The organism is Paenibacillus sp. 2TAF8, assembly GCF_052114825.1.
Taxonomy (GTDB): Bacteria; Bacillota; Bacilli; order Paenibacillales; family Paenibacillaceae; genus Paenibacillus.
Genome location: NZ_JBFRFN010000024.1, coordinates 52,389 through 70,150 on the forward strand (window position 1 = coordinate 52,389; position 17,762 = coordinate 70,150).

Consider the following 17,762-nt stretch of genomic DNA (forward strand, 5'->3'; position numbering starts at 1 on the left):
TGAATTATTCTTTTACTGCACCGATAACAATCCCGGCTGTGAAAAACTTTTGAAGCACAGGATAGATGAGCAAAATCGGTATAGCCCCAATTAAGACCTGAGCTGCCCGAATAGAACGATTGTTAATCTTCGCAATGTCATTCACATTGCTGGCATCAACAACCGGTACAGCAATTAGAGATTTGAGGAGCGTACTGAGTGGAACATTGTCTCCCCTCATATAAATGGAGCCCGCAAACCATTCGTTCCAGTCGTTCACCACCATAAATAGTCCTACGGTTGCAAGGACAGGCAAGGATAGCGGCAGAAACATATTGAAAAATACCTGCCAATGATTGGCTCCGTCCATAAAAGCAGATTCTTCGATCTCCTTCGGTAATGCTTTGAAGAAATTCATGATGAGAACGAGATAAAATACGTTGACCAAACCTGGAAGCACCAGTGCCCAGACGGAATTATACAAGCCAATTTTGGTGACGAGCAGATAGGTAGGAATCAGCCCGCCATTAAACAACATGGCAACTACAAACAGGCCAACAAACAGTTTGTATCCAGCAATACCGTCTCTCCCGCCGCCTTTGGATAACACATAAGCTGCCATACAGTTGATCATAAGTCCGAGCACCAGGCTTAACACGGTACGCTGGATTGAAATCCATATCGCTGGCAGGAAAGCGGGATTTTCAAGTGCTTTCAGATAGGAGTTAAAGGTGATGTCGATCGGGAAAAAAGTAACTCTGTTTGCCATAACGGCTTCTGTTGAACTTAACGATATTGCAACAACATGAAGCAACGGTACAACACAAATTAGTGCCAGTAGTATCATGAGTACATTATTAAATGTCTGGAACCAGCGCTGAGGCGTAGACATCACTTGCATAAGATCCCACCTTAGAAAATTTTATAGTCAGCTACTTTGTAGGCAATCCGGTATGCACCTAGAATCAAAATCAGGCTGACAATGGATTTGAATAAACCGATTGCAGTAGAGAAGCTGTAGTTACCATCAATCAGACCGATCCGATAAACAAAAGTATCGATGATATCCCCTTTTTCATATACCAGAGGGTTATACAAATTAAATATTTGGTCAAAGCCTGCATTCAGTATTTGACTGAGTGAAAGTGTTAGTACCACAGCTATCGTTGGAATTAGAGATGGCAAAGTGATATGCAGCATCTGTTTCCATTTGCCTGCTCCATCAATCTGAGCTGCTTCATACAGTGCTGGATTGATTCCGACTATGGCCGCGAGGAAAATGATGGAACCATATCCGAACTCTTTCCACACTTCACTCGATACCACTGTAAACAGAAACCAGTTGTTATCACCCAGAAAGAAGATGGGGTTGAATCCTAATGCCTGCAGTGCCTGATTAACAAGACCGCTGTCCGGGTTAAGAAGCTCAATAAAAATGCCGCCTAGAACAACCCATGAAAGAAAGTGTGGGAGAAAAACAAATGTCTGAACGGTACTTCTTAATACTTTGCGGCGGACTTCATTAATCAGCAGTGCAAAGCCCATCGTCGAAATAAAACCAAAAACCAGTTTTAACACCGCGATCCGAAGTGTATTCCAGATGACTTGCACGCTGTCTGGATATTCAAATAGAAATTTGAAATGTTCCATGCCTACCCATTCGGATCCCGTTATCCCCAGATAAGGTTTGTAATCCTGAAACGCCATGACTAGTCCGCCCAGGGGCATGTAAACAAATACAAGAACCAATAGTACGGCGGGGCTTAACATTAGGTAGAGCTGCCAGCGATCTCCTCGTCTATTGATTTTCATTTTGTCCTTTTTTGGGGCTGCCAACTCCATTTGAGACCTCCTCATGTCTGATGTAGAATAGTATTGTTGGATTTATTGTAAGCGCATACAAGTCTGCAGGATATAATGCAATACAAAGGATGAATAGCGTTTTCTTAACTTATAGTTGAAAATGCTTATCGTAAAAAAGCCGCCATACCGGCGACTTCATTACGTATATCGTTCTATGGGCCAACCTAATGTACGACAGGCTGCTCTTTATAACTATTTTTGGAAAGAGCGTTTGTACTCAAGGAGCATTGAAAGCTGTGCTGTCCACTCGTCAAAATGTGTATCTCTCCATTGGGCATGTGCAAAGAGCATGTTGTAGAAACGGGAACTGTAACCTCAACATGGAATAGATGTTCATCCCGTTTCCAGTCTACACTTGCCAGGCCGTAAGGTGTAACTGTAGAGGCTTTAGCCCATGTAATACCTCCGCCAATCATAGGAGCGACTCGGAAAGTCTGATATCCGCCGCTGGTGGGCTCCAGACCTGCCAGCCTTTTATAAAGCCAATCGCCCACAGCTCCATTCGCGTAATGATTAAAGGAAACCATTCCTCCATTCGATTCTTCTGCTGACTTATTGCCGCTTAGTTCCTCAATATTTACAGTTCCATCAGGTCTGAGTGCATCCCAGCGTTCCCAGATCGTTGTCCCTCCAGCCTTCACCTCGTATAGCCAGGATGGACATTCCTCCTGTAACAGCAGTTCATATGCAGCGTCAAGCTGTCCATTGTCAGAGAGGGCAAATAGCAGATAAGGGGTTCCGGTAAAGCCTGTTGTAAGGTGATTTCCAGCTTCGTGAATTAATCGAGTCAAATTATTCACCATTTGCTTTGTTTCCTCACCTTCCGTCATACCAAAATGAAGGGGGAGCACATAGGCCGTCTGAAATTCTTCTTTCATATTCCCCTGTTTATCAGTAAATACCTTCCGGTACGCGGTAATAATTTTTTTTCTTAAATCGTAGTAATAGGATACATCTTCGGTGTGCCCTAGAATGGAAGCAATCTTTGCCATAATGCCACACGAGTTAGCGAAATAAGCGGTGCCTACCCATTTCCCTTTTTTAATCCATGCTTTGGCATCTCCTTCCGGTGCAGCCCAGTCGCCAAAATGGAACGGGAAACGCCAAACATAACGATCTGCAGGCGAGACGGCTAGGAAAGAAGACCACCATTTCGCTGCTTTTAGAAATTTCTTCATGGAATCATATTGTTTTTCAAGAACCTGTTTATTGCCGCGTGCCAAGTATTCAGCCCAAGGGACCAGAATACTGCTGTCTCCCCAACATGAATTAGCCATTGCAGGCCAGTGATCTCCACCTCGGGGAATAACCATAGGAAATCCGCCACCTTTGGATTGTTCTGCACGCATATCCATCAACCATTTATCAAAGAATCGGCTCATGTCAAAGTTAAAACAAGCTGTTGAAGCAAAAACAGCAATATCCCCTGTCCATCCCTGACGTTCATCCCGTTGCGGACAGTCTGTTGGAATATCAACAAAGTTGGAGCGCCCACCCCATCGAATGTTACTCTGAAGCTGTGTTAACAGTGGATTGGAACATGAAAAATGACCAATCTCCTTGAAATCAGAATGCAACACGTAAGCCGACAGTTCAATCTGGTCCGGATCTATCCCGGTCAAACCCACATAACGAAACCCCATATAAGTCAACCGAGGTGAATACGTTTGCTCTCCTTCCAGACAAACATATGTCGCAGCAGCCTTCGCGGTACGTAAAGATTTTACGAAGAGTTCCTGTTCTACCAATACTTCAGCGTGTCGGAACACAATCTTTTGATTGTGTTTTCCTACAATTTTGGCTGTGATTACGCCTGCAAAGTTTTGACCAAAATCATAGATGATTTCACCACTCGGTGCTACTGTGCGGGATACCGGTTTCAATTCTTCCTGTACACGCACGGGCAAACCATACTGCGCTAATAGTTCCGGATTTTTGCGAGGGCGGGTTATATCTACCGGCTTCCATCGAACAAGGTCCAAATCAATAGCGGCATCATAATGTTCACCGTCATACCATTCTGCCATACGATAGTTTCCATGCAGAGTAACTTCCCACGTTGGATCGGTAACGATTAAATCTGATGTACCGTCTGTATACTCAATGTACAATTCCAGCAATAATGCTTGACGATCAGCACTAATTTTATTTTTGCGAACATAATTAAATGAACCGACAGCCCATCCCCCTGCTACTACAGCTGTGACTGCGTTTGATGATTTCAGTTGATGTGTAACATCATAGGTCTGGTACTGGATCTGATGATCATATGAAGTAAACCCTGGAGCAAAGTAATCTTCTCCCACCTTTTCACCATTCAGAGCAAGTTCATATACCCCCAGTGCCGTTACGTTTATCCACGCCCTTGTCACCGTCTGCGTGAGTTCAAAGTTACGGCGAAACGTCATAGGTACAGGAGAAACCTTTTTAGGGAAATCGTAGGACATATCGGTAATCCATTGAGCAGACCATTTTGTACCCATTCTGCCTGTCTTGAATAAAGCAAAATGCTCTGCCTGTTCTCCACTGGTTCCGGTTGCTATGATCCTGACATGATATTCCGTATGCGGTTTTAGCGGCCCCGTGTAAAGATTGTTAATCTGATCTAAGGTGGTCACACGCCAATCACCAACTTCAATGATGGCTTCATGCAACCTTTCTCCAGCTCGATCCGAAGAAAGTGCAAACGAAATCATGGGTGCATGATCTGTAATACAGCCGGATTCCAATCCGTTGATCTTTATGGAAGATAGCATTAACATTGAGGTCTCTCCTGCCTTGTCAAAATATTATACATCCAGCTCGGAAACTATTTTTTTGTAAACTCTGGTCTCATTCGGAGCATGTAACGGAGTCCATACTTGAGCAAAAAATGGATCTACTTTTGCACGTTCAGCATAATTCCAACTCTCACGTTCACATTCAGGGCACCAATGACCAGCATGCAGCACCAGCTTCGGACTGGCTTGGAATGTATGTCCAAATGCACACGTAAAACTTAATTTATTTCTCCAGTTTCCTTTTTCCATCTCTGAAGACAAACATTGTCCTCCCCGAAATGCAGCGGCCGATTTTACATCATCAATTTCGAGATCCCGCTCAGGTTTGGTGTCATCGTATCCATGATCAATATGAACTACGGTGTTCCAGTCTTTGAAATGCTGGAACTCGCTTAATTTATCAGGGATGCTGTTCCATGCCTCTTTACTGCCCCAATACGCATCAATGTGGTCTTCCACATTTTCTTCAATAAACCGCAATGTGCCATGTTCCGTTCTGGCCGGCTTTTCAAACATTTTTTTCATGACAGTTCCCATGATTCGTTCGCCAAACGGCAGTTTACACAGAATTTTTGCTGCTGTTGCCTGAGAACCCAGATTTTCAAGGTAACAACGATAAAAATAATCCATCCCGTCCTGACGGAAATGCAAATAATCGTTTAGCTTGTCCGAATCAAGGTAGTACTGTCCGTGAAAATTACGCGTGGCATACCATTTCGGATTAATCACATGGTCAAGGTTTTTGAAACCGATTGCCCCGTATAGTTTTTGGTACATCTCATAGGTACTGACACGGCAGGATTCCCCGCCTCCTATATTGTAAACATGGCACCAGAAATCCTCTGGCAGCTTGCCTGTAAACTCATAGTTGCACAAATTCTCCATCATTCTGCCAGAGTCACGGTCGGATACATACTCCAAAACGTTGTCCAGACAGTTGTGAAACATAATCGCATCCATAATTTTACTCATAGCGGGTCCCATAATTCCGGTTTGGCGCAGGCTTACCCAGTATTTCAGCCCGGATTCAATCACAAGACGCTCGGCTGCAATTTTAGAAACGGCATAATAGTCAAACATGCTTGGTTTAAGGGGATCACCTACTCGCCCCCAATGGATAGGTGGCATGCGATCGCCAGTCTCTGCGATGGTTCCGATAAATACCAGCTTGGTATGTTCCTCTTGGCCATGTTCGTATATAGCACTCACCAGATTTTTGACGGCACCGTAATTAATTTGCATAGCTTTCTTGGGGAAATAATCTGCAGCAGGTGACACAAATGCAGCAATGTGCAGAATCAAATCTACGTCTTTGACACATTCAAGCACTTTTTCATAGTCCAGTATGTCTCCATACTTTATCGTTACTTCGTTCAAATCTTGATAAGGCTCCAGGGCCTTACGATCCTTTTCCGTGTCCAGACACAACGTAACAATGTCATACAGATGGCTGTCTTTGATCATTCTTTTCAAGCTTTCCTGTCCCATACCACCGGATGCACCAGTAATAAAAACACGTTTTTTGCTGATCATGCGCTGACTCATGTTGTTTCCTCCTGTATGTTCGTGATTTAAGGTATAGTCACTTCTGGTCCTTCGGCAGAGGGGACAAACGTTCTTTTCGAAGCATTCGTTTGATGCCTTGCATGATCTGACCATTCAGTATGTCAATCAGCCCCGCTGCGATATGGTAGCCAAAACGCCCTGTACTCGATACCGACATGGAACGAATGCTGTTATTCGGCATCATTTTCATCAAAAACATGCCATTTTTGCGCTGCATGTCCCGCTCGGGACCTTCAGGCATCTTTTGTGATCGCTTAAACTGTTTTTTTCCAATACCGATAACAAATGTATAAAATAAATTTCCTATAAAGGATTCCCGCAATTCATCCAATCTGGAATCCAGAGTATATTTCGTTAATTCTTTGTTAGATGATTCGGTTACTTTCCTTCCAAGTAGAACTTCGAATTCTTCCATACTCACTTGAGATAACAAATGTGGAGAAAAGTAATGCTTTAATTGTTCGCGAGAATACGGGCTTGCAATGTCAGGCTGGCTGGTGATAGAAAGTTTGGCAGACAAGCGAATATCTGCTGCGGAAGCAGCAATCAAGACCTGATAATCCCCATTTTCTACAACCCACTCTTTCCGGTCTACATGATAGTAAGCGAGATCATCTAGAGTAAAGCTCATTTTTACTTGCTTTTGTTCACCTGGCTTCAAATATACTTTGCCAAAAGCACGAAGTTCCTTGGTAGGCTTAAACACATCTGAGGTTGGGTTTGCAACATATACCTGTACGGTTTCTCCGCCCTCCATCTGCCCTGTATTCGAGATTCCACATGTGACTATGAACGTTTGTGAATCTTGCTGGACTTGCAGCGATTCGTAAGCAAACTCTGTATAGCTAAGTCCATGACCAAACGGATAACGTACACCTTTTCCTTGCAAAAAATCATAATAGCGATAGCCTACATAGATCGATTCCTTGTAAAGCTCGGACTTCTGTTGCACAAACTGTTCACCAAAGGGTACATCTGAATAACTTTTCATCCATGTCTCCGCGAGCTTCCCGGAAGGATTTTTTTCTCCGAAAAGGAGTTGAGCCGCAGCTTCACCTCCCGCTTGACCAGGCAAGTACATATTCAAAATCGCATGAACCTCATCTTCAAAAGGCAATTCGACAGGTGAACCCCCAAATAATACAAGAACAATTTTTTTGTTCAGCTGGACCAGCTTGCGCAGAAGAGCAAGCTGATTATCAGGTAATGTCATCGACTCCCGGTCATAGCCTTCACTTTCTGTATAATCGGTTTGTCCTGCGAAGAATAGAACAACATCAGCTGACTGTGCCTTTGCCATAGCTGAACTAACATATTCCGGTTCAGATTCAAACTCGGACTCTCTGTAGCCGCTTGCATAATCGTAGCGGATGCCGCGTTGATCAAAAGCAGTTTTTGGTGAAGTAAGCTTGCTAGGGTTGATCAAAGAGCTTCCGGCCCCCTGAAAACGCATCTTCTCAAACAATTCACCAATGACAACATAGTTTTGCGATGGATCTAATGGCAGGATGCCATCGTTTTTCATAAGAACAGCACTATCGGCTGCGATTTCACCTGACAGGTTATGATGTTTTTCTCTGTCAAAAGCAAGGCTGTACTGAATATCGTGTGTACGCCGAATCAGATTCAAAATATTGCTCACCGACTGATCCAGCGAAGAAATCGGTAATTCACCACTATCAACTGCATCTATAATTGACTTTCTAAAATATTCGCAATCACCTGGCATCTCCAGATCCATTCCTGCCTTAATGCCATCTACCCGATCAGATACAGCACCCCAGTCACTGATCACCGCACCATCAAAACCCCATTCTTCTCTTAGAATTTCAGTCAATAGTCTGTGATTTTCAGAGCAGAAGACACCATTAATCTTGTTGTATGCACTCATCACAGTTACTGGCTTTGTGTTTTTGACAATTCGCTCAAATGCTCTGAGATAGATCTCATGTAATGCACGCTCATCCAACACAGAATCTCCCATGAAACGATAATTTTCGTTGTTATTTACAGCGAAATGTTTCAGTGAGACTCCAATCCCTTCATTTTGAACACTCTCGACAAAAGCGCAGCCAAGAATTCCCGAGAGGTAAGGGTCTTCAGAGAAATATTCGAAGTTTCTGCCGCACTTGGGATTTCTTTTAATGTTAACAGCAGGACCAAGGAGAATATTAACCCCGAAATGGTGACACTCCTTCGCTATAGCTGCACCCATCTTACGAATATTGTCCGGGTTCCAGCTGGCAGCAAGCGTAACTCCTGTGGGAAAAGATGTTGTTTCCTCACTGTTGTTTAGACCGAGATGGTCTGCCTTCTCTCCTTGTTTGCGTAAGCCGCAAGGCCCATCCGTCATATATATAGATGGTATGGACAATCTCGGGATTGGATTTGTTTTCCAAAAATCCACACCAGCCATTAAAGCCGCTTTTTCTTCTACCGTCATACGTTGAATTAGTTCTTTAACGGTCTGCATGATTCTTCTCCCTTCGCTCCGGATGCATTAGTTAAGATTTATTGTATTCCATAATGGAAGTGCTATCTTTCATATATGTACTGTGAATTTCATATTTGTTCTTAAATATATTGACTGCCTTGGACGAGTTTGATATTTTGAAATGAATGATTAGAATGCTCCACTCCAACCATACGTTTATACCGGAGGAGATTTTGTTGAAGAGCTTACAAAAGACATTAAAATTTCTCTACCAGTCTACGTTGATTCCGACATATTTGTATAACCAGCAGCACCATACATTTAGTCATCCTGCTCAGAGCGAATTAACTCATCCGCCACTTGAGTATCTCTCTGAGCTTCTGCTTTCACACGAAGAGGTCGCATATTTGTCGACTTCCTTCTTTGCTTACTATGGTGCGATCAAAGTTAGCTCCCTTCCAGGCCATGTCATTCTTGTCGGACCTGTCAGTCAAACACCTTATTTGAAAGACACACTGCGGATCGCTAAAAAAGCCTTTGTCGTTTCCGGTCAAGATGAAGCAAACTTCGAAAGTTTTCTGAAGCAGATCATGCCAATGCCGCTGCAGCAATTTCTAAATCATCTGGTGACCATTCATTATTTTGTGAACGGCCAAGAGATGAGTTACTTGGACTTACTTCAAATGAATTCGATGAAGGAAATTAACAACGAGCAAACAAAAGGAATTTACGAAAATAAAGAAAACTTATATTTTAACAATTCCTACGAGATTGAAAACCAGATGTGTTATTACATTGAGAACGGTAATGAGGTTGGTCTTAAACAGTTTTTGGAACAGCCTTTTATGGTTCATGAGGGTATGACCGCTGGCAACACAATTCGTCAGACGAAAAACACATCGATTGTCGCGATTACCCTGGCTACGCGAGCAGCCATTCGGGGGCAATTAGATACAGAAGTTGCTTTTCAGTTATCCRATCTCTATCTCCAAGAGATTGAACAATTATCGTCACCGGAATCCATTCAAAATTTCATGAAAGAAGCTTTGTTTAATTTTGCCAGGAGAGTCCAAGCCGCAAGGTATGATATAGCAGATGACGTAAGTATGCGAAGTTTGATTCAATATATTTATAATAACGTGCATCAGAATTTGACCGTTGATCACGTGGCAAAACATTTCGGTTACAGTCGTACGTATTTATCGACCACTTTCAAAAAAAAGATCGGCAAAAGCCTGCATCAATTTATTATGGATTGCAAGCTAAAGGAAGCTCAAAATTTGCTTGTTTATACGAACAAACCCATTAGTGAAATTAGCAGCTATCTTTGTTTTTCCAGTCAAAGTCACTTCCAGACCGTCTTCAAAAAATCATTAAATATTACACCTGCTCACTTCAGGCAACAGAGCAGCCATGGTGTGCGTCAGAATAAATGATCCTAATATTGCATTAATGTATATTAAGCCAGTAGAGTTTAGATTCTAATTGAATGTATTTAAAACGGTTAACAACAAAAGAAGCTTTCCCTTATGGGAGAGCTTCTTTCTAATAAATCAGGATTGTTTTCTGTCATCTAATTCTTGGATAATTTTAGGGTATTCTTTATCAAGTTTATACTTATACAAGGCCACAGCAAGAATAAGCAAAATGACTATAGGAACATAAATGTTCAGAGCAATAATCGCTTGTTTAGCTCCTGCTCCCTGCTCGGAAGCCTGCTCCACATATCCTCCTAATGCAAGCAGCCAACCGATCATAGCGGTTCCAACTGCTGTTCCTACTTTGGAACCAAATGCGATAACACTATTGGTCAATCCAACCAGACGTTTATTGAACTTCCATTCCCCGTATTCAATCGTATCCGTTGTCAGAGCTGTACCCACAGCCATAAGAGGAATCGTACCAAGAGCCTGAAAGATGGAGCAGACCAGTCCCAGAATAATGCTTTCCGGTGAGATTAGTCTGATCACCGCTGCGATTAACGCTATAATAATGCCGCCCAAGGCTGTATTCCGTTTCCCAAAACGTTTGATGAACGGTCCAGAGAGTGCGAATCCGATAATAACGGGTATCAAACCGATTGCCCCCATCAAACCAACCAGGCTGACATTTCCCCAAATGTATTTGGCAAAATAGCTGCCTGCGGCTACGTTAAGAGCAAACAATATATTTACAACTGTCATCACGATGAGGATTTGAACCCAGTACTTATTTGCAAACAACATTTTAAGACCTTGTGACAGTGGAACTTTATCCTGAAAAAAACCAAGTTCATCCAGCTGCACATTATTATATTTTTCTTTGTTGGATAAAAAAGCAACGAAGATCCCGATGGCAGCAACGGCAGCAAATACACCGGCTAAGATCGTCCATTCCTTTCGTCCTCCCCCCATAGCTGTTACCACGGGAATAAAAGCAATGGCAACAATCATACCGGACAAATATCCTCCTGCGGAGCGGAAAATTCCCATTAATGATCGTTCATAGTTGTTACGTGTCGTTAATGCCATTAGACTTGAATAAGGAATAGATGTTGGTGTATACACAAAAAGATAAAAAATAAGATTGGTCACGACAGCATATATAATTTTTCCTGTTGGACTGATGTCGGGAACAGAGAATACGAGTAGCAGCGAGACGAACATCGGGATGGTCATCCAGCGAAGCCATGGACGAGCCTGTCCGTATTTTGACTTGGTACGGTCAACAAGCACTCCCATACCTACGTCTGCAAACGCATCCATTATTTTAGTTAACAGCAGTACTGTACCGACAATGGCAGCGGATACACCGACGACATCGGTATAATAATACGTAATTAATCCAAGCAAGCCACTGGAGATGTTAAGACCAAATTGCCCCATGGAATCTCCAAGTAATCTGCGTGTCGGGATTTCTCGTTCAGGTTGTTTGGGTTTAACGTTCTCGGTTACAATGGGTTGTTCGTTTGCTATGGTTCCCATACTGTTTCCCTCCGGTATCTAGTTGGTTTACGCTCAATTGAGTTCTCTATCTTATATCTTTATTTTAATAACTCTTTGAAGTGAGGGATATAACGCATAACAAATATGGAATAACGTAATCTAAATGATTGGTTTAACTGAATGCAACAGTTCGAATTTAGTATCAACTCTCCCGAATCTTTTTCATTTTCTATTTTCGCCCTCATCCTCACATATATCAGGTTTTGTAAATGGATATTTGATCTCTCATATTAAAAGCAGAACCTCGAATGTTATCGGAAAAATGCTGTATTTCTTCTGCAATAACCATCTGATGTTCAACGGCCTGAACCATCGTTGTGCTTTCTGTATGTGCTTGTTTGGCAATAGAAGCTAAATGCTGCATTGAAGCGCTGACCTCCTCAGAGCTTGCGGATAATTGCTCAGAAGCGGAGGATATCTCTTGCATCTGACTGGCAACGTCTTTGGCAGATTCAAGGATCATTTCGAATGCTTGACCTGCTTGTTCAACTGCATTTATCGTTTGTGCCAACTCTTTTTTTCCTTGAACTACGATAGTGTTTGCTGATGCCGTATCTTCCTGAATGTCGTTGATCGTATCAAATATGTTACTTAACGATTGACGGGTTTGATCTGCCAATGAGCGAATTTCACTTGCAACAACGGAAAATCCTCTTCCTTGTTCCCCACTTCTTGCAGCCTCTATACCTGCGTTAAGAGCGAGTAAGTCAGTTTGACGAGCAACTGTCGCTATAAGATGAACGATTTCTTGAATAGTAACGGAATGCTGTTTCATTGTCGCAACAGATCTTTCTATTTCATCCATCGTGTGATTAAAGCGGTCAATGCGAAGTTTAGCGTTCTGTAGAAGTTCCTCTCCCTTTCTAGCTTGTTGTTCAGTAATGAATGAACATTCTGTAGCTTCATTATTTGACTCACTGATCAGAGCAATGCCTCGAGCTACTTCATCTATGGCTCGTGCTGTTTCTTCTGCTGACTGAAGTTGTACAAGCGCTCCATCTGAAACGGAAGTTGCCGACTGGCCAATTTTTCTCATTGAAATGGATGACTTTTCCAAATTGTTGATTAGAAGCTGACTTGATTGTACAACCACATCGGAATTATCCTGGGCTGAACGTATGAAGCCTGTAAGGCCAGTGCGCATGACTTCAAACATATTTGCAAGTTTGCCAATCTCATCTGAAGCGTTTGAATGAAATGACTGGCTTAAATCTCCATTATGAATCCGTTCCGTCCCTTGAACGAGACGTTCAGTAGGCTTAATAAAGGAACGCGCGAGCAGCAGTGAGATGAGGATAACAAGTAAAGTCACGCAAGACTGATATGTGATGGACTGCCAAAATACATTTTTGTTGGACGTGATCAATGTATGAATATTGGAGTTCACATCAGTCACACTTTTGGATTTTAATCCAAGGATTAATTCGTTTAGTTTCTGTCCTCCCTCCAAATGACCTTGGTCAATGTAACTGGAATATGCTTCCTGAATCTGAACTACTTCATTTTTCTCGGATGGATTCAATGCGGAATATTCTTGCAAAGCTTGCTTGAATTTTGCTAACAATTGTGCACTTGCTTCTTCAACGGTTTCCTTAGACGCATATCCAATGGATGGAAGCATCATTTGAACCTGGTATTCCATCAGACTTTCCTGCATCTCCTGTGCTTTCAGCGAGGAGGTAAATTGAATTTTTCGTATCTCTTCTAACTTTTCATTTTGGATTAAAGATTTGTAATTTTGGTAACTTAGCGCTACGAGATACAGTACAATAACAGTCCCAAACACAACTAGCATTTTCTTGCGAATACTCATTTAATATCCACCTTCTCTAAAAGTTACATATTAATAATGCTTATATATTTATGCATGTACGAGTTAAGTGTAAAGGTTATACAAAGGATAAAAGTCGCCTTCATGGCGACTTTTATCTGAAATTGAGCTGAAAAGAAAGATCAGATTCTATGTTTCGCTTTGTACTGCCTGATTCAATGCTGCAAGCAATTGTGATAAGGTTTCCTCTGTCATCCCTGAAAAAGGAATCAGGTTCCGCAGTGGCAAATATTGCATGGAGGCTTGAATCATCTCAGCGGATACTGCACTGGATTGAATCTCACTTTGATTCTGATCCGCTTGAGGCTGCATTTGAGAAAGGATCGCCATTGTTTTAGGATTTGCAAGCAACTCACCAAAGGTGGTGTCGCGATGGTATGTTGGGATCATTTCACGGGATGTCGAATTTACGACAACTTTTGTTGTAAGCCTAATATCTTGAGAAGATGCACCTACCAATATCTCGAATTCGCCGCTGTCCACATGCCAATCGGATCGCTCTACATCGTAATATGCAAATGAACGTTTATCGAGACTTATTGTGACTTGTTTCTCTTCACCTGGTTTTAAGTCAATCTTGGTGAAGCCCTTCAACTCTTTGTCAGGACGTGTAACACGGGATGCTGTGTCATGAATATATAGTTGAACAATCTCCTTACCCTGCACAGAACCAGTATTCTTAATCTTTACCGAGACGTTGATGCAATCTGTATCGTTGATCTCCCTTTTATCAACAGTCAGATTGGAGTATTCAAATTGTGTGTAGCTTAGTCCATAACCAAAAGGAAAAAGCGGTTCTATATCTTTAGCTTCATAGTACCGATAACCTACGAATATCCCCTCTCTGTATTCAACCTGATTTCCATCACCAGGGAAAAACAATGCGGATGGATTGTGCTTGGCTGAACGCGGGAACGTCTCTGCCAGCTTGCCGCTAGGGTTTGCATCACCAAATAAAATATCAGCGATAGCGCCTCCAGTAGCCTGACCTCCCAGATAAGCTTCAAGAACGGCTTTGGCGTTGTGGAGCCAAGGCATAACGACAGGAGCACCATTGCTCAACACGACAATTACATTAGGTTGAACGGCAGCTATAGCTGTAATGAGCTCCTGATGATTATTGGGAAGATTAAGATGTTTGCGGTCATATCCCTCAGATTCATAACGGTCAGGCAACCCTACAAACAAGATGGCTACATCAGCTGCCGCTGCCGTTTCCAGAGCAGCTTGTAATAATGGAGCATTGGTTTCATCCGAGCTCAGTTCATATCCCTGCGCATAGGTGAGCTGCGCTTGATCCCCGACAGAACGAAGCAATTCTTCATAAGGGATGTCAACTTTCGTTGCATTTATGTGTGAACTTCCCCCGCCCTGATAACGGGCCGATTGGGCTAGTTCTCCAATAACTGCGATATGCCCCGTTTTCTGCAAGGGTAGGATCCCATTCTCGTTTTTCAGCAATACCATGGTCTCTTGGGCCACCTGTCTTGCAAAAGCATGATGCTCTTGAGCATCGTATGTGGCATCTTGCTGCATATGATCTGCACATTTAAAAATAACCGTAAGCAAGCGTTCGACCGCTTGATCAAGTAACGAAATATCGAGTGCGCCTTCTTCAACCGCTTGAATAATTTTACGTTGGGCTTCGCCATTGGAAGGTGGCATTTCAAGTTCCATGCCTGCCGCTACGCTAGGTACAATTTCACTGACTGCTCCCCAGTCTGACATGACAAATCCGTCATGCCCCCATTCATCTCGCAATATATCATTCAGGAGGTAGGGATTCTCGGATGCATAGGTCCCATTAACTTTGTTGTATGCAGACATAAGAGTCCATGGTTGAGCTTGTTTGACCGCTTTTTCAAAGCCAGTTAAGTAAATTTCGCGTAATGTCCTTTCATCCACTACGGCATTAACAGACATTCGACGATCCTCCTGATTGTTCACGGCAAAATGCTTCAGCGAAGTGCCGACTCCCTGGCTTTGCACACCACGAATGTGAGATGAAGCCAGTTCACCCGTAAGATACGGATCTTCGGAAAAATACTCAAAGTTTCGTCCGCACAGCGGGGAGCGCTTGATATTAGCACCTGGTCCCAGTAAAACAGCTACATTCTCGGTTTGGGCTTCTTTACCAATGGTGCTTCCTACTTGTTCAATCAGGTCGCGATTCCAGGAACTTGCCAGCCCGCTGGCTGTAGGAAAACATGTCGCAGGTACACTTTCATTCAGCCCCAGATGATCCGATTCTCCATCTTGTTTTCGTAGTCCGTGTGGTCCGTCGGCTAGCATAATGGATGGAATACCTAATCTTTCGATTCCTGTGGTGGTCCAGAAGGTGCTGCCGGAACACAGACTGGCTTTCTCCTCAATGGTCATTTGATCTATGAGCTGTTTAATATCTCGTTTCATCCATTGACACTCCCTTTCGTTATGTATCATTTAAAGGTATCTATTTTATTTTACGGTTGAGGGAGAAGAAGGCATATAACGCATTCTTAAGATTGCATAACGCATTTCGAAAGATTTATTTTGATTTTAGTGTCCTTTTTACATCTATGGATAACTACATCCAAACACGGATAACAATATCTTAATATTCGCAGGTTAATAAGGAAATCCAGATTGTAATGCCCGTGATGATTGCCTACAATAAGGAGACTAATCATCAGGAAGGAAGTTGTTGCACTTATGTATGCCCTTTTAATTGTAGACGACGAGAAGTCTGTGGTGGACAGTCTTGCTCTCACGATTCCTTGGGAGGATAGCAGCATCGAAGAAGTGCATCGTGCCTACTCCGCCGAAGATGCACTGGATATCGCCTCCCGGTTTGCGATTGATGTGATGATTACGGATATACGTATGCCTGAAATGGATGGTCTTGAATTAATCCGCCTAATTCGCTTATCAGCTCCTCGCATTCGGAGTATTATTTTGTCAGGACACGATGAATTTGATTATGCTCAGCAAGCCATTCGCTATCAGGCGATGAATTATATGCTTAAACCTGTGGACACTCAAGCACTTGTCAAGGCTGTTGAAGAGGCCATTAAGAATATCGAGCAAGAATGGGAAAATATAAGTTCAATGCAGCAGATTCAGCACATGTTACATGCTAATCTTCCCGTGTTGCAAAATCAGTTTCTTAATGATTTACTCCAAAATAAGCCGATGAGTCAGCATATTTTGGAGGAGCGCCTGAAGATTCTGGATCTTCCCATCCGTATGGAAGACAACTATCGAATGATGGTGATCCGAATGGAAGAGGAATTTTCAGGATATGATCTTCAATCTCTCTCCCTCCTTGAATATGCGATTACCAATATTGCAGATGAAGTTTTCACTCCATTTGGCTTATGGCATTGTATTACCGATCAGGGGTATCTGGTGTTTCTCATTCATCATGAGGATCGTAAAACACTAAACTCTGTCGATTCTTTTGCGGTTAAGTTGCAAAATCATGTGCAAAAATTTCTAAAAGGGGCAATCTCCATCTGTTTGGGACAAGAGCGACTTTTTCCTGAAGGATTAAGTGAAGGTTTTAATCGGTGCGTGGCGGTAATTCAACAAAATGTCGGTGAGCATAAAAGCTATTTTATTACCGTCGACGATCAGCTGCCGAACCCTGTGATGGATCAAGGTTATCTTCAACTTTTGGAGCCTCCACTTCTGCCGCAATTGTTGGAAGCTGGAAACTGGGAAGAAGCGATCGCCAAAATCAAACGAGTGCTTTCAGTGGATGGTGAAGGATCGGACCTGTCTCATGAAGTTCTTTATACATGTTTGCTGTACTTGTCATCTACCTTTGCCATTGTATTCCGCTCACAACATGTTACGTTAGATGAGCTTCTCAATGAAGAGTTCGATTTGATGATTCGAAAGAAAAGTCAAATTTCCAGTCACCGCGTATATGCCTGGGCTGAGAAAATAATTCAGTTTCATCGAAGCAGAGCGATAAATCAGATCAGGCATACTCACGATGACATTGTTTCAAGCGTGCATGCCTACATTCAGAATCATCTTTCAGATGGAATCTCGTTGCAAATTATTGCAGATCATGTTGGACTGCATCCGGTCTACTTGTCTAAAGTCTACAAAACAGCAACAGGAGAAACGATCGGCGATTATCTGTTTCGTCTGCGCATGCAAAGAGCTGTGCACCTTCTGACCCACACCGAACTGAAAGTTGCTGATGTTAGTAAAAAGCTTGGGTTTATGGCTCCCCCTCATTTTATAAAAATTTTCAAAAAACAATATGGCTGTACACCTCAGGAATATCGGAACCGTTAATTTTCCAACAAGATCATTTGATTAATGTATAATGT

Annotated in this window: 10 protein-coding genes; 2 read left to right on the top strand and 8 right to left on the bottom strand. The window is 42.6% G+C overall.

Going from position 1 to position 17,762, the window contains the following annotated elements:
- Nucleotides 1-4 precede the first annotated feature (4 nt).
- The 5 genes from AB4Z30_RS25225 to AB4Z30_RS25245 all read right to left on the bottom strand — a co-directional run bounded on the left by AB4Z30_RS25225 (nt 5) and on the right by AB4Z30_RS25245 (nt 8,661).
- Nucleotides 5-880 (bottom strand): carbohydrate ABC transporter permease, encoded by an 876-nt coding sequence (locus AB4Z30_RS25225; protein ID WP_441930182.1) that lies wholly within the window; start codon nt 878-880, stop codon nt 5-7.
- Nucleotides 881-891: 11 nt separating this feature from the next.
- The gene (locus AB4Z30_RS25230) at nt 892-1,821 is read right to left on the bottom strand and encodes an ABC transporter permease (protein ID WP_441930183.1); all 930 of its coding nucleotides are present in this window, start codon (nt 1,819-1,821) and stop codon (nt 892-894) included.
- A gap of 185 nt (nt 1,822-2,006) precedes the next feature.
- Nucleotides 2,007-4,604 carry a family 78 glycoside hydrolase catalytic domain gene (locus AB4Z30_RS25235; protein WP_441930184.1) on the bottom strand — a complete coding sequence of 866 codons (2,598 nt, stop codon included), beginning with the start codon at nt 4,602-4,604 and terminating at the stop codon, nt 2,007-2,009.
- A 27-nt stretch (nt 4,605-4,631) separates the two neighbouring features.
- Nucleotides 4,632-6,167: an NAD-dependent epimerase/dehydratase family protein gene (locus AB4Z30_RS25240; protein ID WP_441930185.1), complete on the bottom strand. Its 1,536-nt coding sequence runs from the start codon at nt 6,165-6,167 to the stop codon at nt 4,632-4,634.
- 37 nt (nt 6,168-6,204) lie between these two features.
- Nucleotides 6,205-8,661, bottom strand: coding sequence for a glycoside hydrolase family 3 C-terminal domain-containing protein (locus tag AB4Z30_RS25245; protein WP_441930186.1), 2,457 nt, complete (start codon nt 8,659-8,661; stop codon nt 6,205-6,207).
- 197 nt (nt 8,662-8,858) lie between these two features.
- On the opposite strand from AB4Z30_RS25245, the gene AB4Z30_RS25250 reads away from it, so the two are divergent.
- On the top strand, nt 8,859-10,058 hold the full coding sequence (locus AB4Z30_RS25250; RefSeq protein ID WP_441930187.1) for a helix-turn-helix domain-containing protein: 1,200 nt from the start codon (nt 8,859-8,861) through the stop codon (nt 10,056-10,058).
- Nucleotides 10,059-10,175: 117 nt separating this feature from the next.
- Here the strand turns inward: AB4Z30_RS25250 and AB4Z30_RS25255 are convergent, their stop codons facing one another.
- The 3 genes from AB4Z30_RS25255 to AB4Z30_RS25265 form a co-directional block, all read right to left on the bottom strand.
- Nucleotides 10,176-11,585 carry an MFS transporter gene (locus AB4Z30_RS25255; protein WP_441930188.1) on the bottom strand — a complete coding sequence of 470 codons (1,410 nt, stop codon included), beginning with the start codon at nt 11,583-11,585 and terminating at the stop codon, nt 10,176-10,178.
- 217 nt (nt 11,586-11,802) lie between these two features.
- Entirely contained in the window at nt 11,803-13,419 is a 1,617-nt protein-coding gene (locus AB4Z30_RS25260) for a methyl-accepting chemotaxis protein (RefSeq protein WP_441930189.1), read from the bottom strand.
- 147 nt (nt 13,420-13,566) lie between these two features.
- Nucleotides 13,567-15,849, bottom strand: coding sequence for a beta-glucosidase (locus AB4Z30_RS25265; RefSeq protein WP_441930190.1), 2,283 nt, complete (start codon nt 15,847-15,849; stop codon nt 13,567-13,569).
- Nucleotides 15,850-16,128: 279 nt separating this feature from the next.
- On the opposite strand from AB4Z30_RS25265, the gene AB4Z30_RS25270 reads away from it, so the two are divergent.
- A complete protein-coding gene (locus tag AB4Z30_RS25270) occupies nt 16,129-17,727 on the top strand; it encodes a response regulator transcription factor (protein WP_441930191.1) in 1,599 nt (532 codons plus the stop codon).
- Nucleotides 17,728-17,762: the final 35 nt, after the last annotated feature.